General features: G+C 65.1%; 18 protein-coding genes. 8 read left to right on the top strand and 10 right to left on the bottom strand.

All coding sequences use genetic code 11. From position 1 onward, the window contains the following. Position 1 precedes the first annotated feature (1 nt). Positions 2-1,960, bottom strand: coding sequence for a DNA mismatch repair endonuclease MutL (mutL, locus tag AC07WS_RS08970; protein WP_494728938.1), 1,959 nt, complete (start codon positions 1,958-1,960; stop codon positions 2-4). 87 nt (positions 1,961-2,047) lie between these two features. Then, positions 2,048-2,971: a peptidylprolyl isomerase gene (locus tag AC07WS_RS08965; RefSeq protein ID WP_494728704.1), complete on the bottom strand. Its 924-nt coding sequence runs from the start codon at positions 2,969-2,971 to the stop codon at positions 2,048-2,050. 136 nt (positions 2,972-3,107) lie between these two features. Between AC07WS_RS08965 and AC07WS_RS08960 the strand changes: the two genes are divergently transcribed. Next, positions 3,108-3,752 (top strand): VTT domain-containing protein, encoded by a 645-nt coding sequence (locus AC07WS_RS08960; RefSeq protein WP_494728703.1) that lies wholly within the window; start codon positions 3,108-3,110, stop codon positions 3,750-3,752. Between the two features lie 105 nt (positions 3,753-3,857). Further along, complete coding sequence (locus tag AC07WS_RS08955; protein WP_494728702.1) at positions 3,858-4,883, top strand: carbonic anhydrase; 1,026 nt, start codon at positions 3,858-3,860, stop codon at positions 4,881-4,883. On the opposite strand, the gene AC07WS_RS08950 is transcribed toward AC07WS_RS08955, so the two are convergent. Genes AC07WS_RS08950 through tsaE form a run of 3 tightly spaced genes read right to left on the bottom strand, consistent with a single transcriptional unit; the run spans position 4,880 to position 7,605 of the window. Continuing rightward, positions 4,880-5,722, bottom strand: coding sequence for a D-hexose-6-phosphate mutarotase (locus tag AC07WS_RS08950; RefSeq protein WP_494728701.1), 843 nt, complete (start codon positions 5,720-5,722; stop codon positions 4,880-4,882). The genes AC07WS_RS08955 and AC07WS_RS08950 overlap by 4 nt on opposite strands. A gap of 18 nt (positions 5,723-5,740) precedes the next feature. Then, positions 5,741-7,156 (bottom strand): N-acetylmuramoyl-L-alanine amidase, encoded by a 1,416-nt coding sequence (locus AC07WS_RS08945; RefSeq protein WP_494728700.1) that lies wholly within the window; start codon positions 7,154-7,156, stop codon positions 5,741-5,743. Beyond that, positions 7,120-7,605 (bottom strand): tRNA (adenosine(37)-N6)-threonylcarbamoyltransferase complex ATPase subunit type 1 TsaE, encoded by a 486-nt coding sequence (gene tsaE, locus AC07WS_RS08940; RefSeq protein ID WP_494728699.1) that lies wholly within the window; start codon positions 7,603-7,605, stop codon positions 7,120-7,122. Before tsaE ends, AC07WS_RS08945 begins: the two co-directional genes overlap by 37 nt. A 57-nt stretch (positions 7,606-7,662) precedes the next feature. On the opposite strand from tsaE, the gene queG reads away from it, so the two are divergent. Beyond that, on the top strand, positions 7,663-8,751 hold the full coding sequence (gene queG / locus AC07WS_RS08935; protein ID WP_494728698.1) for a tRNA epoxyqueuosine(34) reductase QueG: 1,089 nt from the start codon (positions 7,663-7,665) through the stop codon (positions 8,749-8,751). Between the two features lie 42 nt (positions 8,752-8,793). Continuing rightward, a complete protein-coding gene (locus tag AC07WS_RS08930) occupies positions 8,794-10,545 on the top strand; it encodes a DUF885 domain-containing protein (RefSeq protein ID WP_494728697.1) in 1,752 nt (583 codons plus the stop codon). 95 nt (positions 10,546-10,640) lie between these two features. Here the strand turns inward: AC07WS_RS08930 and AC07WS_RS08925 are convergent, their stop codons facing one another. Together AC07WS_RS08925 and AC07WS_RS08920 are read right to left on the bottom strand one after the other, a co-directional pair. Then, positions 10,641-11,228, bottom strand: a complete 588-nt coding sequence (locus AC07WS_RS08925) for a response regulator transcription factor (RefSeq protein ID WP_494728696.1) — start codon at positions 11,226-11,228, stop codon at positions 10,641-10,643. A gap of 3 nt (positions 11,229-11,231) precedes the next feature. Next, positions 11,232-13,256, bottom strand: coding sequence for a two-component system sensor histidine kinase NtrB (locus AC07WS_RS08920; RefSeq protein WP_494728695.1), 2,025 nt, complete (start codon positions 13,254-13,256; stop codon positions 11,232-11,234). A gap of 129 nt (positions 13,257-13,385) precedes the next feature. On the opposite strand from AC07WS_RS08920, the gene AC07WS_RS08915 reads away from it, so the two are divergent. Then, a complete protein-coding gene (locus AC07WS_RS08915; protein ID WP_494728694.1) occupies positions 13,386-14,372 on the top strand; it encodes a TRAP transporter substrate-binding protein in 987 nt (328 codons plus the stop codon). Between the two features lie 50 nt (positions 14,373-14,422). Here AC07WS_RS08915 and AC07WS_RS08910 read toward each other — a convergent pair whose 3' ends face one another. Together AC07WS_RS08910 and AC07WS_RS08905 are read right to left on the bottom strand one after the other, a co-directional pair. After that, complete coding sequence (locus tag AC07WS_RS08910) at positions 14,423-15,814, bottom strand: TRAP transporter large permease (RefSeq protein WP_494728693.1); 1,392 nt, start codon at positions 15,812-15,814, stop codon at positions 14,423-14,425. After that, on the bottom strand, positions 15,811-16,458 hold the full coding sequence (locus AC07WS_RS08905) for a TRAP transporter small permease (protein ID WP_494728692.1): 648 nt from the start codon (positions 16,456-16,458) through the stop codon (positions 15,811-15,813). The genes AC07WS_RS08910 and AC07WS_RS08905 overlap by 4 nt, the downstream gene beginning before the upstream one ends. A 584-nt stretch (positions 16,459-17,042) precedes the next feature. On the opposite strand from AC07WS_RS08905, the gene AC07WS_RS08900 reads away from it, so the two are divergent. The 3 genes from AC07WS_RS08900 (at position 17,043) to AC07WS_RS08890 (ending at position 18,696) form a co-directional block, all read left to right on the top strand. After that, complete coding sequence (locus tag AC07WS_RS08900; protein ID WP_494728691.1) at positions 17,043-17,564, top strand: methylated-DNA--[protein]-cysteine S-methyltransferase; 522 nt, start codon at positions 17,043-17,045, stop codon at positions 17,562-17,564. Next, entirely contained in the window at positions 17,540-18,445 is a 906-nt protein-coding gene (gene xerD / locus AC07WS_RS08895; protein ID WP_494728690.1) for a site-specific tyrosine recombinase XerD, read from the top strand. Before AC07WS_RS08900 ends, xerD begins: the two co-directional genes overlap by 25 nt. A gap of 71 nt (positions 18,446-18,516) precedes the next feature. Next, on the top strand, positions 18,517-18,696 hold the full coding sequence (locus AC07WS_RS08890; protein WP_494728689.1) for a hypothetical protein: 180 nt from the start codon (positions 18,517-18,519) through the stop codon (positions 18,694-18,696). A 56-nt stretch (positions 18,697-18,752) separates the two neighbouring features. On the opposite strand, the gene AC07WS_RS08885 is transcribed toward AC07WS_RS08890, so the two are convergent. Beyond that, a complete protein-coding gene (locus AC07WS_RS08885) occupies positions 18,753-21,899 on the bottom strand; it encodes an efflux RND transporter permease subunit (RefSeq protein WP_494728688.1) in 3,147 nt (1,048 codons plus the stop codon). Position 21,900: the final 1 nt, after the last annotated feature.

Here is a 21,900-nt window from a genome sequence, read left to right as displayed (position 1 = left end):
CTTATTGGCCGCGCAGGAACAGCTTGTCGAGCGCGCCGATTTCCACCTGCACCCAGGTCGGGCGGCCGTGGTTGCACTGGTCGGCGCGTTCGGTGGTTTCCATCTGACGCAGCAGGGCGTTCATCTCCTGCGTCGACAGGATGCGGTTGGCGCGCACCGCCGTGTGGCAGGCCAGTGTGCCCAGCAGCTCGTTCTGGCGCTCGATCAGCACCCGCGAGCCGCCGAACTCGCGCACGTCGCGCAGCACGTCGCGCGCCAGCGTCTGCGCGTCGGCGTTCTTCAGCAGCACCGGCACCGAGCGCACCGCCAGCGTGGTCGGCGACAGCGTGGCGATGTCGAAGCCCAATGCCTGCAAGGTCTCCTGGTGTTCGGAGGCGGTCCCCACTTCCACCGCGTCGGCGTAGAAGGTCACTGGAATCAGCAAGGGCTGCACCTGCATTTCCTCGCCGGCGACGCGGCTGTCCAGGGCGTTTTTCAGTTGTTCGTACAGGATGCGTTCATGCGCGGCGTGCATGTCGACCAGCACCAGACCCTTGGCGTTCTGCGCCAGGATGTAGATGCCGTGCAGCTGCGCCAGCGCGAAGCCGAGCGGGAATTCTTCCTGCGCCATCGCCGCCGCCGAGACGGTGAACGGGCTGGCCTGCGGCAGCGCCATGTCCGATTCGGCGCGGTAGCCGGTGACGGGGCCGGAGCCGCCGAACAGGGCGCCGTATTTTTCCGTGCTCTGGGCGACGCCGCCTTCGCTGCCGCCGAAACGCGGCGCGCCGAAGCCTGCGCCGTTTGAACCGCCTGCGCCGCCATCACGCGAGCCGAATGGCGACGGCGAGAATGTTGGCGCGTAGTCCGGCGCCAGCAGAGGTCCGAACGAAGTCTGCTCGCCGCGCCAGGTGGAGCTGCCCAGGCTTTCGGCCGCCGGCAGCGGCGACGGCACGCTGCCGTGCGACGTGGCCGAGGTCTGCGCCAGCGCGCGCTGCACCGCGTGGAACACGAACTGGTGCACCGCGCGGCTGTCGCGGAAGCGCACTTCGATCTTGGACGGATGGACGTTGACGTCCACCAGCGACGGATCGAGATCGAGCGCCAGCACGTAGGAGGGGAAGCGGTCGCCGTGCAGCACGTCCTGGTAGGCCGCCTTGACGGCGTGGACCAGCACCTTGTCGCGCACGAAGCGGCCGTTCACGTAGAAGAACTGGCCGTCGGCGCGCGCCTTGGAGGCGGTGGGCAGGCCGGTGTAGCCGTGCAGGCGCAGCGGGCCGGCGCTTTCGTCGATCGGCAGGCGCGCCTCGGCGAAGCCTTCGCCGAGGATGTGGGCGCTGCGCTTGGCCATCTCGCTGACGTTCCAGTGGTCGATGGTGCGGCCGTTGTGGCTCAGCGAGAACGACACGTCCGGCCGCGCCAGCGCGATGCGGCGCACGACTTCGGCGCAGTGGCCGAATTCGGTCTGCTCGGATTTGAGGAACTTGCGGCGCGCCGGCGTGTTGAAGTACAGGTCCTGCACGTCGACCGTGGTGCCCTGGGCGCCGGACGACGGCGCCACCGCGCCGTTGTGCGAGCCGACGATTTCCCATGCGTGGGCGGCGTCGGCGGTGCGCGAGGTCAGGGTGACGGCGGCCACCGAGGCGATCGAGGCCAGCGCCTCGCCGCGGAAGCCCAGCGTGCCGACGTTTTCCAGGTCGTCCAGCGAGGCGATCTTGGAGGTGGCGTGGCGCGCTAGCGCGAGCGGCATCTGCTCGGGCGGGATGCCGCGGCCGTTGTCGGTGATGGCGATGCGTTTGACGCCGCCTTCCTCCAGCCGCACGGTGATCTGCGTGGCGCCGGCGTCGAGCGCGTTCTCCAGCAGCTCCTTGACCACGGCGGATGGCCGTTCGACCACCTCGCCGGCGGCGATCTGCGAAATCAGCTGGTCGGGCAGGGCCTGGATGGGGCGGGGCGTGCGGGGGGAGGTGTCGGGCGCGTTCATCACGAGATTATAACTGGTCATGGCCGCCGAATACCCCGCAGGCCAGGGGTCAGACCCCGTACGGGGTCTGACCCCATGCTTGAGGGTTTAGTCCTTCGGATGCTCGCGCACCGGCATCGGCGCGTTGCACAGCTCAACGTAGTGCGGCGTGAACTTGTTCCATGGGCCGCCGCGGTTGCGCGCCGCGTCCACCACGTCCTTGTAGATGGGCGCCTCGCTGCGCATCACCTCCAGGTGGCTGCGTTCGGCCTCCGGCACGTCCGCCTCCAGCCGCACCGATTTGATCGGCAGGCGCGTGTCCTTGGCGCCGTAGAAGCCCATGGCCTCGCTGCCGCGCGGCAGGCCGGCCAGCAGCGGCATGCCCCACACCACCCGACCCACCACCGTGATATTGCGGTCCAGGTGGCGCGGCGCGTGGCCGGTGACGGCATACAGCTCGGCGCCGTTGCCGCTGTCGGTGCCGTTGTCGCGGCCCACGCCCACCGTGGCGTAGCAGTGCGCCAGCCAGGTGGTCCTGGCCTTGGGATCGCGTCCGACCGGGAAGCCGTTCGAATGGCCGATCTGCGGCGCGTAGCCGTCCAGGTCCGGCTGGCGCACGAAGTGTTTGTCGTTCGCCATCGGCACCGTGAACTCGCCCGCCACCTTGGCCTTGGCCGATCCCAGCGACTTGGGCGTGGTCTCGGCGTTCGGGTCGCCCCATTGCGCCACGTAGTTGTCCTGCGAGCGCAGCATGGCCAGGCCGTCGAAATACTGTTCCTTGACCATGGTCTTGATGTTGGCGATGTTCTGCGGCGCGAACTCCGGCGCCAGCTCGATCACCACGCGGCCGGTGGGCAGCTCCATGTACAGGGTGTTGTTCGGGTCCAGCGGCCGCCAGTCGGACGGCTTGGACTGCTTGACGAGGTCGGCGACGCTGGGCTTGACAGGCAGGTCGGCGGCGTGCGCCAGGGAGGCCAGGCTGATCGCCAGGACGGAGAGGGGAAGGGCGCGGAACGGGTGGGTCTGGGACATCCAATATCTCCTTGGTTGGTCGCGTCCGCTTGTTGCGGGCGGTCGGACGATTGTAAACTGCTTGGCCGAGTCTGGAAACTTCCGCCGAAGGGGCACGGGTGGTGTATGATTCCGGCGCAGACTTTATGGGAAGAATATGGATTTTATGCATTTTTTTGACATGATCCTTCATGTCGACAAGACACTGGAAGTTTTGATTCAGCAATACGGAACCCTGGTCTATGCCGTGCTGTTCGCGATCATCTTCTGCGAAACCGGGCTGGTGGTCCTGTTCTTCTTCCCAGGCGATACGCTGCTGTTCATTGCCGGCGCCCTGTGCGCGCTGGGCGAGATGAATCTGTTCCTGCTGATGCTGCTGCTGGTCACGGCGGCGGTCTCCGGCAACACGCTCAATTACTGGATAGGCGAGGCCATCGGGCAGCGCGTGTTCACCCACGACTACCGCTGGCTCAACAAGGAGGCGCTGCGCCGCACCCACGAGTTCTTTGAAAAACACGGCGGCAAGACCATCGTGCTGGCGCGCTTCGTGCCGGTGGTGCGCACCTTCGCGCCGTTCGTGGCCGGCGTGTCGGACATGACCCACGCCCGCTTCCAGATGTACAACATCACCGGCGCTGTGCTGTGGGTGGCGCTGCTGACCACGGCCGGCTACTTCTTCGGCAACATCGCCATCGTCCGCGAGCACCTGACCGAGATCGTGCTGTTCGGCGTCGGCATCGCCGTGGTGCCGATGGCGCTGGGCGGCATGTGGAAGCTGTCGCGCCGCATGCTGGGCCGCTGAGCCCGATGTTTCATAAATAAATTCCTTCCGAAAGGCCGGCGCCGCTCAAGTTTTGCCCAAATGCATCCGTATACCAGTATGTAATTCTTTTCCTTCTGGATACACATGCGTACTCTGCTCACCCTGATTGCCTGCTGCTGCGTCCTCGCGACCGCCAGCGCCGCAAACGATCCGCTGATTTCGCCCTCGACGAAATCGCCGGTGGGTGGGAGCACGGGCTCGATCGCGTCCATCCGTCCCAGCATTTCCAGTTCCGCCAGCGCCTCCGCTTCCGGCGCGTCGTCCGCGCCGCGCAAGCTCACCGAGCGCGAACGCGAGGCCGAGGCGGAAACCGACCTGTCGGCCAAGATCGCGGCCCGCCTGGCCATCATGCGGGCCAACCAGCAGGCCCGCGTGGCCGCCGCCGCCCGCGCCAAGAAGGTCGCCGCCGCCGCGCCGGTCGTGCCCAAGGTGTACAGCAACCACTGGTCGTACGAGGGTGAGGACGGCCCGGCCAACTGGGGCAAGATCAATCCCGAATGGGCCAAGTGCAGCACCGGCAACCGCCAGTCGCCGATCGACATCCGCGACGGCATGAAGGTGGAGCTGGAGCAGATCACCTTCGACTACCATCCCTCCTCGTTCAACGTGACCGACAACGGCCACACGGTGCAGGTCATGGTCGGCAGCGGCAATTTCATCACGGTGAACAACCGCATGTATGAGCTGATCCAGTTCCACTTCCACCGGCCGTCGGAGGAGCGCATCAACGGCAAGGGCTACGAGATGGTCGTGCACCTGGTGCACAAGGATGGCGAGGGCAAATTGGCCGTGCTGGCGCTGCTGCTGGAGCGCGGCAAGCCGCAGCCGGTGATCCAGACGGTGTGGAACAACCTGCCGCTGGAGAAGCTGGAAACCATGGCGCCATCGACCGTGCTCGATCCGCTGGACCTGATCCCGGCGCGCCGCGACTACTACACGTTTATGGGGTCGCTGACCACGCCGCCCTGCAGCGAGGGCGTGCTGTGGCTGGTGATGAAGGAGCCGGTGCAGGCTTCGCCGGCGCAGATGGCGCTGTTCAGCCGTCTCTACCCGCTCAACGCGCGGCCTATCCAGCCGGGCTCCGGCCGCATCGTCAAAGAATCGAATTAATCGGCCGCGATGCGGTGTATGCCGGTCCACGTGGCGCCGGCAGCCAGCGCACGCTGGTCGGCGCACGCCGGCTCGATGCAGACGAAGCGCAGGTATTCGTCGTCCGCCAGGTCCACCAGCGCCCTGGCGTCGTCCCGGCCCGGATTCCACACCACCCAGTTGTCGAAACCTTGCTGCTCCAGGCGCAGCGTGGCGTTGGCCGTGTTGAGTGTCAACGTAGGCGTGGACTGGTACAGGCGGTCGAGCTTCTCGGTGAAGTGCAGCGCCGGATGCTCCTGCGTCAGCGTCTCCTGGTGATGGTCGGTGCAGCGCACGTGCTGCAGGCCGCTGATGCTGGTCGCGGCCAGCTGGCCGACGTTATAGTAGGTGTGCAGCGCCACGCCGAACGGGAACGCCTGCGCGCCGCTGTTATGCACGGTGAATTGCGCGTCGAGCGCGTCGCCGTGCAAGGTGAAACGCAGCGTCAGCTCGAAGGCGTGCGGCCAGGCTTGCGCGTGTTCCGGCGCCAGGTCGTTCTGATCGAGGCCGAATTCGAGGAAGGACTGGCCGCCGTCGCCGCCGCTGCCGGTCAAACGCCAGGTGCTGACGCGGGCGAAGCCGTGGCGCAGGCCGGGGCCGCGCACATTAAACTGCGGGAAGATCACCGGCACGCCGCCGCGTATGGCCTTGCTGCCGTCGAGCGGGGTCTGCGCGCTGACGAACAGGCGCTCCTTGCCGTCGCCCGTCTTCCATGACAACAGGTGCGCGCCGAACAGCGACACCGTCGCCTGGCTGCCGTCGGCCGCCGTGATTTGTACCGCCGGCAGTGCGCCGTATTCCGTGTGGGTGATGACTGCCATGTCTCGTCCGTTTTAGTTTTAAGTCAGCCGGTTCTTTGCCAGCGGTGGGTTCTTCGCGAAATAACGCCGTATGCCCTTGACGATGGCATCGGCCAATTGGTTCTGGTAGCCGTCGTCGAGCAGCTTGGCTTCCTCCTCCGGATTGGAGATGAAAGCGGTTTCGATCAGGATCGACGGGATGTCCGGCGCCTTCAGCACCGCGAAGCCGGCCTGCTCGACCGAGCCTTTGTGCAGGCGGTTGATGCCGCCGATCTCGCCCAGCACCGACTTGCCCAGGCGGAGCGAGTCGTTGATCTGCGCGGTGGTCGACAGGTCCAGCAGCACGCTGGCCAGTTGCCGGTCCTGGGTCTTGACGTTGACGCCGCCGATGGTGTCGGCCAGGTTTTCCTTGTCCGCCAGCCAGCGCGCCGCCGAGGAGCTGGCGCCTTTTTCCGACAGCACGAACACCGACGAGCCGCGCGCGGTGGACTGCACGAAGGCGTCGGCGTGGATGGAGACGAACAGGTCGGCCTGCACCTTGCGGGCCTTGTCGACGCGGGTGCCGAGGGGGACGAAGTAGTCGGCGTCGCGCGTGAGCATCACGCGCATGTTGGGGAATTCCTCGATCTTGGTCTTCAGGCGCTTGGCGATGGCCAGCACGATGTCCTTCTCGCGGCTGCCGTTCTTGCCCGAGGCGCCGGGATCTTCGCCGCCGTGGCCGGGGTCCAGCACCACGGTCAGCATGCGTATCAGTTTGCCGTTCTTGTCGGTCTTTTCGCCGGCGTGGGCCTGCGCCTCGGCGGCTTTGACCTCGTTGCGCAGTTCCGCGCGCGGATCGGGCTTGGTGTCGGCCCTGGCCTCGGCCTTGGGCGCGTCTGGCTGCGCCGGCGGCGTGGCGGCGGCCACGTTGGAATCGGACGGCTTGGGCGGCGCCGTCTTGCCGTCGCTCGACCAGTCGCCTTTTTCGATCATCGCGGCGATCGGATCGACCGGTTTGACCGGATACAGGTCGAAGATCAGCCGGTGCTTGTAGTTGCCGGCCGGCGCCAGCGTGAACACCTGCGGCGTGACTTCTTCCTTCAGGTCGAACACCAGGCGTACCACGTTGGGCCGGTTCTGGCCCACGCGCACCTGCTTGATGTACGGGTCGTTGGACTGGATCTTGGCGACCAGGCTTTTGAGCGTCGGGTTCAGCTCCAGACCTTCGATGTCGACCACCATGCGTTCGGGGTCTTTGACGATGAAGTGGGTGGCCTTGAGCGCGGCGTCGTTTTCCAGCGTGACGCGGGTGTAGTCCTCCGCCGGCCAGACCCGCACCGCCAGGATCTGCGCGGCGTAGGCGCGCACCGGCGCCAGCACGGAAAGCAGCAGCGTGGCGCCGGCCTTGAGCACGGTGCGGCGCGTAACAGCCTTGCTGTTTACATGTTCGGTGCGAATTTGAGGCGTTGAAGGCATGAGTTACCCAGTGCGGTGGTCGCCTGCAATTCTACATCACGGCCGTCGCCGGCCACAGTCAGAAACAGGTTGATATCGGCGGCAGGCAGCACGCGATCGGCCTTTTCGGGCCATTCGACGATGCAGATGTTGTCGCCGTTGAAGTCTTCACGGAAGCCGGCGTCGAGGAATTCCTCCGGGCTGCCCATGCGGTACAGGTCGAAATGGATCACGCTGACGGCGCGGCCGCCGAGCTGGATCGCGTACGGTTCGGACAAGGTGTAGGTCGGGCTTTTGACCGTGCCCACATGGCCGGCCGCGTGCAGCAGGGAGCGGGTGAGGGCGGTCTTGCCGGCCCCCAGGTCGCCGTGCAGGTAGATCACCAGGCCGGGCGCCAGCGCGCGCGCCAGGGCCGTGCCCAGGGCGGCGGTGCCGGCTTCGTCATGGAGATGGGCTTGGAAGTGCTGCATCAATTAGAATGTCGTATTGGTTGGATCGCCAGCCATTGTAACCGCCACCTGCTACCGATGTCCCTGCCAGTAACCAATTTAGCCGAACTTGCCCTCAGCATCAAGCGCTGGGGTGTGGAGCTGGGCTTCGCCGAAATCCGCATCACCGACATCGACCTCAGTCACGCCGAGGCGGGCCTGCAGGCGTGGCTGGACGCCGGCATGCATGGCGAAATGGACTACATGGCCACCCACGGCATGATGCGCGCCCGTCCGGCCGAGCTGGTGCCGGGCACGGTGCGGGTGGTCAGCGCCCGCATGGACTATCTGCCGAGGGACACGGAAAACGACTGGCGCGAGCGCGAGGCGGCCCGCCTGGCCGATCCCGGCGCCGCCGTGATCTCGGTCTACGCGCGGGGCAGGGACTACCACAAGGTGCTGCGCGCGCGCCTGCAGCAGCTGGCCGACAAGGTGAAGGCGGAGATCGGCGAATTCGGCTACCGCGTGTTCACCGACTCGGCGCCGGTGATGGAGCTGCCGCTGGCCGAGAAGGCCGGCCTGGGATGGCGCGGCAAGCACACCTTGCTGCTGTCGCGCACCGCCGGGTCGATGTTCTTCATGGGCGAGTTCCTGGTCGATTTGCCGCTGCCGGTCGATGAGCCGACCGGCCGGCATTGCGGCCAGTGCACCGCCTGCATCGATGTTTGCCCGACCCAGGCCATCCTCGGGCCGGGCAAGCTGGATGCGCGGCGCTGCATATCCTACCTGACCATCGAACTGAAAAGCGCGATCCCGCTGGAGATGCGGCCGCTGATCGGCAACCGGATCTACGGCTGCGACGACTGCCAGACCGCCTGCCCGTGGAACAAGTTCGCGCAGCGCGCGGTGCTGCCGGACTTCGACGAGCGCCATGGCCTGGGTAGCGCGTCGATGATCGAATTGTTTGCGTGGACCGAGGAGGAATTCAACCGCAAGATGGAAGGCAGCCCGATACGGCGCATCGGCCATGAGCGCTGGCTGCGCAATATCGCGGTCGGCCTGGGGAACGCGGCGGCGGCCGGCGCCAAGGGCGATGCGGCCATCGTGGCCGCGCTGATGGCGCGCCGCGAGCACCCGTCGGCGCTGGTGCGCGAGCATGTCGAATGGGCGATCGCCCGCCACGCCTGAACTGCGCTACACTCGGGCGTTTCGATCATCAGGTCCACGTCCATGCATACTTCAACCAGATTCATATCGCTGCTTGCCGGCGCATCCTTCACGCTGGCCGCGCATGGCGTGAGCTTCGACGACTGGGCCGACAAGGTGGCCAACGCCAAGGTGCGCAACGATCCTGAGCAGGCCACGCTGAAGCAGTACTTCAGCGGCAAGGAGCAGGACCAGTTGGACCGCAAGCTGACGCCCAACACCATCGTCTACCGCGCCGGCGAAGTGGCCGCCGCCAAGACCGCGCTGGCGCAGCTGGCCAGGATCGACAAACGGGCGCTCACGCCGCAGCAGCGCGCCAGCGCCGCCAGCATCGCGTGGAATCTGCAGGGGGCGGTGGATGCGTGGCCGTATGTGGACTATAACTTCGTGTTCAACCAGTTCGGCGGGCTGCATGTGCAGCTGGTGAACTTCCTGACGCAGGCGCACCCGATCCGCAACCAGCGCGACGTGGAAAACTATCTGGTGCGCTTGAAGGCGGTGGCCGGCAAGATGGACACCGGCATCCTGCAGGCGCGCGGCCTGGGCGCGCGCGGCATCCTGATGCCGACGTTTTTGACGCAATCGTCGATCGGCCAGATGGACCGCTTCCTCGACGGCGCGCCGGAAGACAACGTCTTCGTCGCCACGCTGAAGCAGCGCATGAGCGGCTTGAAGGACGTGACGCCGGAACAGCAGGCGAAGTTCGCGGCGGCGGCCGAGGACATCGTCAAGCGCTCGATCATTCCGGTGTTCCAGCGCGCCCGCGCGATGCTGCAGGAGCAGCTGCCGCGCACCACCAACGACGCCGGCCTGTGGCGCCTGCCCAATGGCGACAAGGCCTATGCGCTGCTGCTCAAGCAGATGACCTCCACCGACTACACGCCGGAGCAGATCCACAATATCGGCCTGAGGGAAGTGGCACGCATCGAGAAGGAAATGGATGGCTTGCTGGCGTCGCTGGGCTACGCCGACGGCACCATCAAGCAGCGCATGGCGCAGCTGGAGAAGGACTCGCAGCCGAAGGAGGCCGATCCGCGTCCGGCGCTGCTGGCGCGCTACGACAGCGTGCTGCGCGACGCCGAGGCGCGGGCGAAGGAGCTGTTCGACGTCACGCCGAAGGCGCCGGTGGTGGTCAAGCGCGAGCCGCCGTTCACCGAGAAGACCGCTGCCGCGCACTACACCGGGCCGGCCAAGGACGGCACGCGGCCGGGCATCTTCTGGGCGCCGATGCCGGGGCCGGAGTTCCGCATCGTCGGCATGCGCACGCTGGTGTATCACGAAGGCGTACCGGGGCACCACTTCCAGGTAGCGCTGCAGCAGGAGAACGACAAGCTGCCGCGCTACCGGCGCGACCGCGTGTTCGCGGTCGGCTCGGCGTATGGCGAGGGCTGGGCGCTGTATGCGGAGCAGCTTGCGGCGGAAAACAACTGGTACGACGGCGACGTGGTCGGCCATCTGGGGCAGCTGGACGCGGAACTGTTCCGCGCGCGGCGACTGGTGGTGGACACGGGCCTGCACGCGATGAAGTGGACGCGCCAGCAGGGCATCGACTACGGCATCCCTGCGGCGGAAGTGGAGCGCTACGTCGCCATGCCTGGGCAGGCCTGCGCCTACAAGATCGGCATGATGCGCATCCTGGACCTGCGCGCCAAGGCGCAGAAAGCGCTGGGCGACAAGTTCTCGATCAAAGCCTTCCACAACGTGGTGCTGGAGACCGGCAACGTGCCGCTACCGGTGCTGGAGCAAGTCGTGGACGAGTGGATCGCCGCGCAATAAAACAGTGGGGTCAAGTCTGACATTCGGACACGAGCTCTGCTGTAGCAGCGCGCTACAGCAGAGCTCGTGTCCGAATGTCAGACTTGACCCCATTTTTATTTGAGCAGGCCGGCGAGCTCGACTGCGGTTTTGACCTGCATCTTGTCGAAGATGTGGGCGCGGTGGACTTCGACCGTGCGCATGCTGATGCCCAGCTGGTCGGCCACCACCTTGTTCATCTTCCCCGCCAGGATCAGGTCCAGCACTTCGCGCTCGCGCGCCGACAGCGTGGCCAGGCGCGCGTGCACCGCCGCCATCGCGCCGGCCTGGCGCGAGTTGGCCAGCGCTTCCTGCACCCGGTCCATCAGCTGGTTGTCGTTGAAGGGCTTTTCGCAGAAGTCGAAGGCGCCGCGCTTGAGCGTGTCCACTGCCATCGGCACGTCGCCATGCCCGGTCAGGAAGATCACCGGCATGCGCTGCGTCAGGCCGCGCGCGGACAGCTGGTCGAAGGCCGCCACGCCATTCATGTCCGGCATGCGCACGTCGAGCAGCACGCAGTCGCCTTCGGCGTCGAACTGCCCGCTCTCGGTGTGGGCCAGGAACTGCGCCGCGCTCTCGTACGCGCGCGAGGGGATGCCGCGCGACGTGGCCAGCCAGGTCAGCGAGTCGCGTACGACCGCTTCATCATCGACGATATGCAGCATGCTTCAAGTCTCCTGTTCCGCGGCCGCCAGCATCGCCGGCAGCACGAAGGTAAATATGGTGCCACCTTGCGGATTGGCGCTGTAGGTCAGCGCGCCGCCGTGGAATTCTATCGCAGTGCGGCAGATGTTGAGCCCCATGCCCATGCCTTCCGCCTTGGTCGAGAAGAACGGCGAGAACAAGCGCTGCGCCACGTCCTCCGGTATGCCGTGCCCCTGGTCGATCACCGCCACGCTGACCTGCGCGCTGGCCGCATCGTACGCCGCCACCACGTTGAGCATGCGCCGCTGCGGCGGGATGTGCGCCATCGCTTCGATGGCGTTGCGGGTCAGGTTGAGCAGCACCTGCTCGATCATCACGCGGTCGGCGCGCACCGGCGGCAGGTCGGCCGGGATGCTGGTGTTGAAGGAGACGTAGGCTTGCCGCGCCTGCAGCTCGATCAGCGCGCGGATGCCGTCGAGCAGCGAGGCGATGGCCACTTCCTGCCGCTGCGGCTCGCTCTTCTTGACGAATTCGTGCACGCTGCGGATGATCTGGCCGGCCCGCTGCGCCTGCGCGCTGGCCTGTTCCAGCGCCGGCCGCAGGACGTTGCAGTCGACCGCCGCGCCGCTGTCGGCGGCGCGCGCCAGCACATTGAGCGCGCCGGTGGTGTAGCTGGAGATGGCGGCCAGCGGCTGGTTCAGCTCATGCGCCAGCATCGACGAGATCTCGCCCATGGTCGCCAGGCGCGCGCTGGCCTGCAGCTTTTCGTGCTGCTGGCGGTTCAGTTCCTCGATGCGCTTGCGGTCGGAGATGTCGAGGATGGAGCCCATCCAGCCGGTCTGCTTGCCGTCATTGTCGACCAGCGGCGCTTCGAAGATCAGCACCGGCACGCGCTCGCCGTCGGGACGCTGGAAGAAGGTCTCGAATTGCGGCGTGACGTTGCCCGCCAAAACGGAGGCGAAGCGGGTCTGGTATTCGGTCATCGCTTCCGGCGCCCAGTAGGGCATGGGCGGCAGCATGCCGACCAGCTCCTCGGCCGGATAGCCGACGATCTGGCAGAACGCCGGATTGACGTAGGTGATGCGGCCTTCGAGGTCGCGCGCGCGCAGGCCGGTCACCAGCGAGTTCTCCATCGCGGTGCGGAACGACATCTGCTGGCGCAGCGCGCCTTCGGCCTCCAGCCGCCGCGAGATGTGGCCCCACAGGGCCAGCAGGCTCCATAACAATCCCAGCGACAGCACGATCACCGAGCCGACCAGCAGGTTGGGCAGCAGCTGCGGTTCGCTCTTGACGCTGTCGGTCACCAGCGTGATGGTGGCGCCGGGCAGGTCCAGCGCGCGCTTGTGGGTGTAGACGCCGTGCCCCGGCCCGGCGGCGGCGCGGCGCGCCAGCACCTTGTCGTCGCGGTCGATCAGCGAGACCTGGTTGTCCTGCGCGAACCACCACGGCACCATCTCGTCGAGCAGCGCGCTGGTTTGGTAGGTGGCCACCAGGTCGCCCAGGTATTCGTCGCCGCGGAACAGCGGCACGTGGTAGTCCATCAGCACGGCGGCGGGGGCGGCCGACCGGTTGGGCGTCTGCGCTTCCGGTTGGGTGTACATCGCATGGCGGGTCTTGCGCGACAGCTCCATGGTCGCCAGCGAGGCGGCCGACAGCTCCACCGGCGCGGCCTGCGGATCGCTGCTGGCGGCCAGCTTGCCGTCCGGCCGCAGCCAGATCACGCGCAGCAGCTCGTGGCCATTCTTCAGCAGGCGCGCCAGGCGTTCGTGGATCTGCCCCGGCGGCAGCTTGCCGGCGCTGATTTCGGCGCCCAGCCCGCGCAGGCTGTCTTCGTCGCGGCCCAGCTGGAAGCGGATGGTTTGTTCGACCCACAGTGTGTCGGCGATCAATTGCTCCTGGCGCTCGTTGCTCTCCATTTGGCGCGCTTGCCACGGTAGCCAGATCAGGATCGCCAAAAAAAACAGCACCAGCACGATGGGCAGCAGCCAGCGCAGCGAGGAGCTGTAATGCGCGCGGCGCGGCGGGGCGGTGGCTGGTGTGGTGGTCATGGACAATCAGGGTAAAGCCTTGGGAAGGCGGCGCCATTGTGGTTTTCCACAGTTGCTGCCCTTGCCACGATTAGTAAGAATCAGTCAAACTAGAACAATAGTATATTTTAAATCCCTTCTGGAGACTTCATGAAACTGAAATCCGTTTTACTGGCTATGAGCGTGGCGCTCAGCTTCAATGCCTACGCTCAGGCGCCGATCGTCATCAAATTCAGCCACGTGGTCGCCACCGATACGCCGAAAGGCCAGGCCGCGGAGCGTTTCAAGCAGCTGGCCGAGAAGGCCACCAATGGCCGCGTCAAGGTCGAAGTCTATCCAAACAGCCAGCTGTATAAGGACAAGGAAGAACTGGAAGCGCTGCAGCTGGGCGCCGTGCAGATGCTGGCGCCGTCGCTGGCCAAATTCGGCCCGCTGGGCGTGAAGGAGTTCGAGGCGTTCGACCTGCCGTACATTTTCCCGTCGAAGACCGCGCTGTATAACGTCACCGAAGGTGAAATCGGCAAGGGCCTGATGAAGAAGCTGGAACCGAAGGGCATCACCGGCCTGGCGTTCTGGGACAATGGCTTCAAGGTCATGTCGGCCAATAAGCCGCTGCATGCGCCGTCCGACTTCAAGGGCCTGAAAATGCGCATCCAGTCGTCCAAGGTGCTGGACGCGCAGATGCGCGCGCTGGGCGCGAACCCGCAGGTGCTGGCGTTTTCCGAGGTGTATCAGGCGCTGCAGACCGGCGTGGTCGACGGCACCGAGAATCCGCCGTCGAATATGTACACGCAGAAGATGCACGAGGTGCAGAAGTATGTGACGGTGTCCAACCACGGCTACCTGGGTTATGCGGTCATCGTCAACAAGAAGTTCTGGGATGGCCTGCCGGCGGACATCCGCACCGCGCTGGAGAAGGCGATGAAGGAAGCCACCACGTTCGAGAAGGCCATCGCCCAGCGCGACAACGACCTGGCGCTGGAGGCGATCAAGAAGGCCGGCAAGACCACCATCTACACGCTGAGCGTGAAGGAGCAGGCGGACTGGCGCAAGGCGCTGCTGCCGGTGCAGAAGGATATGGAGGGCCGTATCGGCAAGGACCTGATCTCGGCGATCAACAAGGAAGCGGCTAAATAATTTAGCTCGTTTTAAACCAAGAGGGAGGCCAGCGGCCTCCCTTTTTTTTACTACATCAACCCCATCGCCTTCGGCAGCCACAAGGACAAGCCCGGCCAGTAGGTCACGATCACCAGGAACACCAGCATCGTCAGCAGCCACGGCATCACCGCCACGGTCAGCTCGGAGATGCTCATCTTCGAGATGCCGCTGGCCACGTACAGGTTCAGGCCGACCGGCGGATGACACAGGCCCACTTCCATGTTCGCGTCGATCATGATGCCGAAGTGGACGGCGTCGATGCCCAGGCGGATCGCGGCCGGGTGCAGGATGGGCGCCATCACCAGGATGATCGACGACGGCTCCATCACGTTACCGGCCAATAGCAGCAGTATGTTGGTGAAGAACAGGAAGCCGGCCTGGCCCAGGTCCTTGGCCAGGATCCAGTCCGCCATCGCCTGCGGGATGTTCTCGTGCGCCATCAGGAAGGAGAACAGCACGGCGTTGGTGATGATGTACAGCAGCATCGCGCTCAGGCTGGCTGATTTCTTCAGCACTTCTGGCGTCTTCTTCAGCGGCATGTCCTTGTAGACGAACACCGAGATGATGAAGGAATACACCGCGCTCATCGCCGCCGCCTCGGTCGGCGTGAAGATGCCCTTGGTGATGCCGCCGATGATGATCACCACCAGCATCAGGCCCCACACGCTGTCCTTGAAGGCCTTGGCGCGCTCGCCCCAGGTGGCCTTGCGCATGCGCGGATAGCCGTTCTTCTTGGCCAGCACCCAGGTGGTGGTGCACAGCATCACGGTCAGCAGGATGCCGGGGAACAGGCCGGCCAGGAACAGCGCGCCGATCGAGGTGTTGGTGGAGATGGCGTAGATCACTTTCGGGATCGACGGCAGCATCAGGATGCCCAGCGAGCCGGCGGTGATGATGACGCCGGCGCCGAAGCGCTTCGGATAGCCCTGCTTGACCATGGCCGGCAGGATGATGGAGCCGATCGCCACCACCGTCGCCACCGACGAACCGCACACCAAGGCGAACATGGCGCAGGCGATGATGCCGGCCAGCGCCAGGCCTCCGTGCCAGTGGCCGATCAGGCTGGTGGCGAACTTGATCATGCGCTTGGCCACGCCGCCGTGGGTCAGGAAGTTGCCGGCCAGGATGAACAGCGGGATGGCCATGATCTCGAACTTCTCGATGCCGCTGAACAGCTTGAGCGCCACCGCCTCGACCGGCACGTGGGTCAGCAGGTACATGAACATCAGCACCGTCAGGCCGAGCGCGATCGAGACCGGGATGCCGGTCAACATCAGCGCCAGCAGCAGCGCGAACACGATGCCGACCTTGCCGCCGATGACGCACACCGACAGCAGGATGGCGGCGATGCCGATCAGCCAGGCCGCGGCGCGCTTCTTGGACATGACCTTGACCGAATCGAGTGCAGTCGCGCCGCTCATTTCGCACCTCCGTGGGCCGGGTGGGCGACGGCGAACATGTCGTCGTCTTCCGCGTCGTCCAGGCCCTCGACCTGGGTTTCGTCCTGGTGCGGCATCTCGCCGGTGCGCCAGTAGACCAGCGACACCTGGATGAAGCGGAAGCACATCAGGTAGGAGCCCATCGGCACCACCGAGTAGATGAACCAGGTCGGCCATTCCAGGTCGGGCGTGGTCGGGCCCTCGGTCAGCGCGCTGACGTCCAGGCCCAGCTTGTTGAACAGCGCGTAGTGCATGCCGTTCTCCCACACGAAGGTCAGGCCCAGCGTGCCGATGATGCCGGTAAACAACATGCCGCAGGCCAGCGCGACGTAGGTGGCGCGGCGGCGCCAGGCGTCCGGCAGGCGGCTCACCAGCACGTCCACGCCCACGTGCACGCCCATGCGCACGCCGTAGGCTGCGCCGAACTTGGCCATCCACACGAACATGATGATGGCCAGTTCCTGCGCCCACTCGAAGTGCAGCGACAGCAGGTAATCCTGGACGCCCGGGATGGGCAGGCCGGTGCCGTAGCGGTGTACCACGGACAGGAAGATGATCAGGGTGGCCCCTGCCATCAGGAAGGTGATGATCCACTCTTCCAGATGGTCCAGCAGTTTTGTGAACATGGTTTGTCTCTGGGATTTTATTGATGCCGGGAAATCCGACATTTTCGCCTAAATTATATTTTTGTTGGGCTCTAAGCAATGAGGGGTACTACTAGGTCTTTTGCCAACACCGTGCCTAATACCACAACTTTCCTGATGTGCGTCAAATTTGTTTCACGTTTAAAGCAAGGGGCGCGCGGGACCGAAAAAAAAGGAGAAAAAGCCAAATAGATACGCTATGATTGCGTCGCTCTCAGGGATAAGTGCATATCGATATGCACCCCGGTAGCAAGAGCCCAGAATTGTAGGTGGGGAGTGTGTAGAGAAACGGTACTGAATACCGGCAATAGATCGAGGAGACACACGTTTTACAGAATGTCGTTGTTATAGTCGCTGCAGGCCGCCACAAGCGCGCTACGGGGACAGGCAAACGACCGGGAACGTGAAGCAGGATTTGAAAACGCACCGCAAGGTGCGTTTTTTTTCGCCTGTCGCCTTCGGCGCGGATTTACAATGCAACCGTGTGGTTTTTTTAATGTAGTTTGAATGCAACAAAATGGTGCATTTCGACAACTTCAGCCGGCTTTTTTGGTGCATAGGGTGTGATGAAAATACAACAGCAGCATGAATTGTTTTCCGCCGTGCTGGACTTGCCGCTCGGAAAACTGGGCGTGCGCACGGCAAGTGGTCTGATAACCGAACTGTGTTACCTGCCGCCCCATTTTGATGCGAAGGCGCCGCAGGACGCGGCGGCGGAACTGGCGGCAACGCAGCTGGCCCGCTACTGCGAGGACGCCGATTTCGCCTTCGACCTGCCGCTCAGGCGCGCCGGCACCGAGTTCCAGCACAAGGTGTGGGACGCCATCCGCTCGATTCCGCGCGGCAGCGTGCGCACCTACGGCGAGCTGGCCAAACACATCGGCTCGGCGCCGCGCGCGGTGGGCCAGGCCTGCGGCGCCAATTGGTTCCCGGTGGTGATCCCCTGCCACCGCGTGACGTCCTCGTCCGGCCTGGGCGGCTTCGCCAACAGCGACGACCCCAACGGCTACCTGCTGGGCATCAAGCGCTGGCTGCTGGCGCACGAAGGATCGAGCGAATACGCATGGCAACAGACAACCCTGCTCTGATCGACGAGTTCTGCGACAGCCTGTGGCTGGAGGACGGCCTGTCGAAGAACACGCTCGAGGCCTACCGGCGCGACATGCGCCTGTTCGCCACCTGGCTGGAGAAGAAGCGGCCGCAGGTGACGGGGCTGGCGGCGGTGGCCGCGCACGATATCGAAGCCTATATCGCTGCCCGCCACCAGGACAGCGGCAAGGCCACCTCGTCGAACCGGCGGCTGTCGGTGCTGCGGCGGTTTTACCAGATGCTGCTGCGCCAGCGCCGCATCGCCGACGACCCCACGCTCAAGCTGGTGTCGGCCAAACAGCCGGCCCGCTTCGTCCACACCTTGAGCGAAATTCAAGTGGAGGCCCTGCTGGCCGCGCCCGCCGTCGCCACGCCGCTGGGCCTGCGCGAGCGCACCATGCTGGAGCTGATGTACGCCAGCGGGCTGCGCGTGTCGGAGCTGGTCACGCTCAAGCTGCTCGAGCTGAGCCTGAACGACGGCGTGCTGCGCATCACCGGCAAGGGCGCCAAGACGCGGCTGGTGCCGTTCGGTCAGCAGGCGCGGGTGTGGATCGAGCGCTATGTCAAGGAAGCGCGCGGCGTCATCCTCAACGGTCAGGTGGACGACGCGTTGTTCGTCACCGCGCGCGGCGGGCCGATGACGCGGCAGATGTTCTGGATCTTGATTAAAAAACATGCCGTGAAGGCCGGCATCACCGCGCCGCTGTCGCCGCACACGCTGCGCCACGCCTTCGCCACCCATCTGCTGAACCACGGCGCCGACCTGCGGGTGGTACAGTTACTGCTGGGCCACTCGGATATTTCGACGACGCAAATCTACACCCACGTCGCCCGCGAACGCCTGAAGCACTTGCATGCGCAACATCATCCGCGAGGCTGAAAAACTTGCGTTGGCCGTAACTGCGTCATAATGTGAGCAGGTAATCGAACCGTATAAAGAAGAGGTGGCAAATGGCAAAGACAAATTTCGCGTATGAAAAGCGGCAGCGTGAGCTGGAAAAAAAGAAAAAAGCGGATGAAAAAGCCCGGCGCAAGGCCGAGCTGAAGCAGAATCCCGGCCTGGCGCAGGAAGGCGAGCTGGACGAAGCTGAAGCCGACGAGGCCGCCGACGGCGAAGCCGCCGCCGAATAAGCGCGAAAAAAAACCGGGCATGCAGCCCGGTTTTGCGTTGTACTTGCACTTTCCGATCAAGCCACTTCGTTGCGGGCCTTGATGTCGTGCAGCGGTTCGATGGCCTCGTGCAGCGCCTCCTCTTCCTCGTGCGCCTTGCCCTTGAAGAAGCGGGCGCAGCGCTTGCCCAGGCTGTCCAGATAGGTGTAGGCCACCGGCACCACCACCAGCGTCAGCAGGGTGGAGGTGATCACGCCGCCGATCACCGCGCGCCCCATCGGCGCCTGCGTCTCGCCGCCGTCGCCCATGCCGATCGCCATCGGCAGCATGCCGAACACCATCGCCAGCGTGGTCATCACGATCGGCCGCAGCCGCACCTGGCCGGCCGACATGATCGCTTCGCGCTGCCCCATGCCGCCCTGCTGCGCGTGGTTGGTGAAGTCCACCAGCAGGATGGCGTTCTTGGTCACCAGGCCCATCAGCATGATGAAGCCGATCACCGAGAAGATGTTCAGGGTGCTGCCGGTGATGAGCAGCGCCACCAGCACGCCGATCAGCGACAGCGGCAGCGACATCATGATCGCCACCGGCTGCAGGAAGCTGCCGAACTGCGAGGCCAGCACCAGGTAGATGAAGATCACCGCGATGCCCAGCGCGATGATGGCCGAGGACATGCTCTCTTCCATGTCCTGGGCGTTGCCGCCGACGTCGAAGCGCACGCCGGCCGGCAGTTCGATTTCCTTCATGGCCTTCTTGACGTCGCTGTCGACGTCGCCGCCGGGACGGCCTTCGACCGAGGCGTACACCGCCACCCGGCGCTGCAGCGCCTGGCGCTTGAGTACCTGCGGGCTGAACGACGGCACGAAGTCCACCACCTGGCGCAGCGGCACCATCACCGGGCGGCCGTCCGGCCCCAGCTTGCTCGACGCCAGCGACAGGTCGGCCAGGTCGGCGATCTTCTGCCGGCCCGACTTGGGCAGCTGCACGTTGACGTCGTAGTTCTGGCCGTCGTCGGCCAGGAAGTGGCTGGTGGTGTCGCCCGCCACGAACGGGCGCAGCGCGCTGCCGATCTGCTGCACCGACAGGCCCAGGTCGCTGGCAAGCTCGTTGTTGATCTTGACCGTGGTCGACGGGTTGGCGCCTTCCTGGCTGTATTCCAGATCGGCCACGCCCTTGATCTTGCGCATCTTGTCCATCAGATGGTGGGCCACCGTGTCGAGCTTGCCCTCGTCGGTGCCGAGGATGGCGATGAAGATCGGCTTCCAGCCCACCGACATGGTGATGCCGGCGATCTTGCTCAGACGCGCGCGCACCACGCCCTCCAGCTCCTTCTGCGAGCGGCGCTTGTACTTCTTGCGGTCCTGCAGCTTCATGTCGATCTGGGCGTTGTTGCGGCCTTCCTGCGTGCCGACCACCGCGATCACGCTGGCGATCTCGGGGAAGGCCTTGAGCGCTTCCTCGACCTGGCGCACCTTGTTGTCGGTGTACTCCAGGCTGGAGCCGACCGGGGTCTTCAGGTGCAGATTGATCCAGCCGTTGTCCTGGTCGGGGAACATCTCGCCGCCTATCATCGGCACCAGCATCAGGCTGGCGACGAACAGCGCGGCGGCCGAGGCCAGCGTCAGCTTGCGCCAGCGCAGCGCCAGGCCCAGCACCTTGCCGTACACCACGTGCAGCTTCTCGACGCCGCCCTCCAGCCAGTGCATGAAGCGGCCCAGCCAAGGCAGGTACTTGAAGCGGTCCTTGACCGGGTCCGGCCACACCGACGACAGCATCGGGTCCAGCGTGAAGCTGACGAACAGCGACACCAGCACGGCCACCGCGACGGTGATGCCGAACTGCAGGAAGAAGCGGCCGATGATGCCCTGCATGAAGGCCACCGGGATGAACACGGCGACGATGGCGAAGGTGGTGGCCATCACGGCCAGGCCGATCTCGTTGGTGCCGTCCTCGGCCGCGCGGCGGTGGTTCTTGCCCATGCCGAGGTGGCGCACGATGTTCTCGCGCACCACGATGGCGTCGTCGATCAGCAGGCCGATGCACAAGGACAGCGCCATCAAGGTCAGGAAGTTCAGCGTGAAGCCGAAGAACTTCATCGCGATGAAGCTGGCCATCACCGAGATCGGCAAGGTCAGGCCGGTGATGATGGTCGAGCGCCACGAGTGCAGGAAGAAGAACACGATGATCATGGTCAGCACCGCGCCTTCGATGATGGTCTCCTTCACGTTGTCGAGCTGGCTCTGCACCTTGAGCGATTCGTCGTTCAGCACGGTCAGCGTGATGTCGGCCGGCAGCGTCTTCTGCAGTTCGGCCGCCACCTTCTGGATGCGCTTGCCCACCTCGACCACGTTGGCGTCCTGCACCTTGGTGATGTCGAGCGTGATGGCGCGCTGGCCGTTCAGGCGCGACACCGACAGCTCTTCCTGCGCGCCGTCGATCACCGTGGCGACCTGCTCCAGGAACACCGGGCCGTTGGCGCGGCGCGCCACGATGATCTTGTTGAAGTCGCGCGCGTCCTTCATCTTGCCCTCGACCCGCACCAGCTGCTCGTTGCCGGCGTAGCTGATCGAGCCGGCCGGCAGGTTGGTGTTGGTGGCCTGGATGGCGTTGATCACCTCGTCGACGCCGATGGCCTGCGCGTTCAGGTCGCTGGGCCGTAGGCTGATCAGGATCTGGCGCGAGGCCGTGCCGTTCAGGCGCACCTGGCCGACCCCGGCCACGCCCTGGAAGCGCTTGCCGATCAGCTGGTCCGCCATAGTCGACAGGTCGCGCAGCGAGTGGTCGGTGGCGGTCAGGCCGATCTGCGCGATCGGGCGGCTGTTCTCGCCTTCGAAGCGGACGATGAACGGGTCCTTGGCCTCTTTCGGGAAGCGCGGGCGCACCTGCGCCACCTTGTCGCGCAAGTCCTGCATGGCCTTGTCCATATTGGTGGACAGTTCGAAATCGATGTAGATGCCGGCGCGGCCTTCCCACGAGTTGGCGCGCAGCGTCTTGATGCCGCTGACGGTGTTGACCACGTCCTCGATCGGGCGGGTGATGTCGTTCTCCACCGCCTCCGGCGAGGCGCCCGGATAGTTCACCTCGATCATCGCGCCGGGAATGTCGACGTTGGGCATGGCCTCCAGGCCCAGCTCGCGGTAGGAGAACAGGCCCAGCACGACCAGCGCCACCATCACCATGGTGGCGAAGACCGGATTCTGGATACTGGTTTTAGTGATCCACATG

It is taken from the genome of Duganella sp. GW821-FHT01E12, from assembly GCF_059422325.1.
This window is presented reverse-complemented; position numbering and strand designations above follow the sequence as displayed.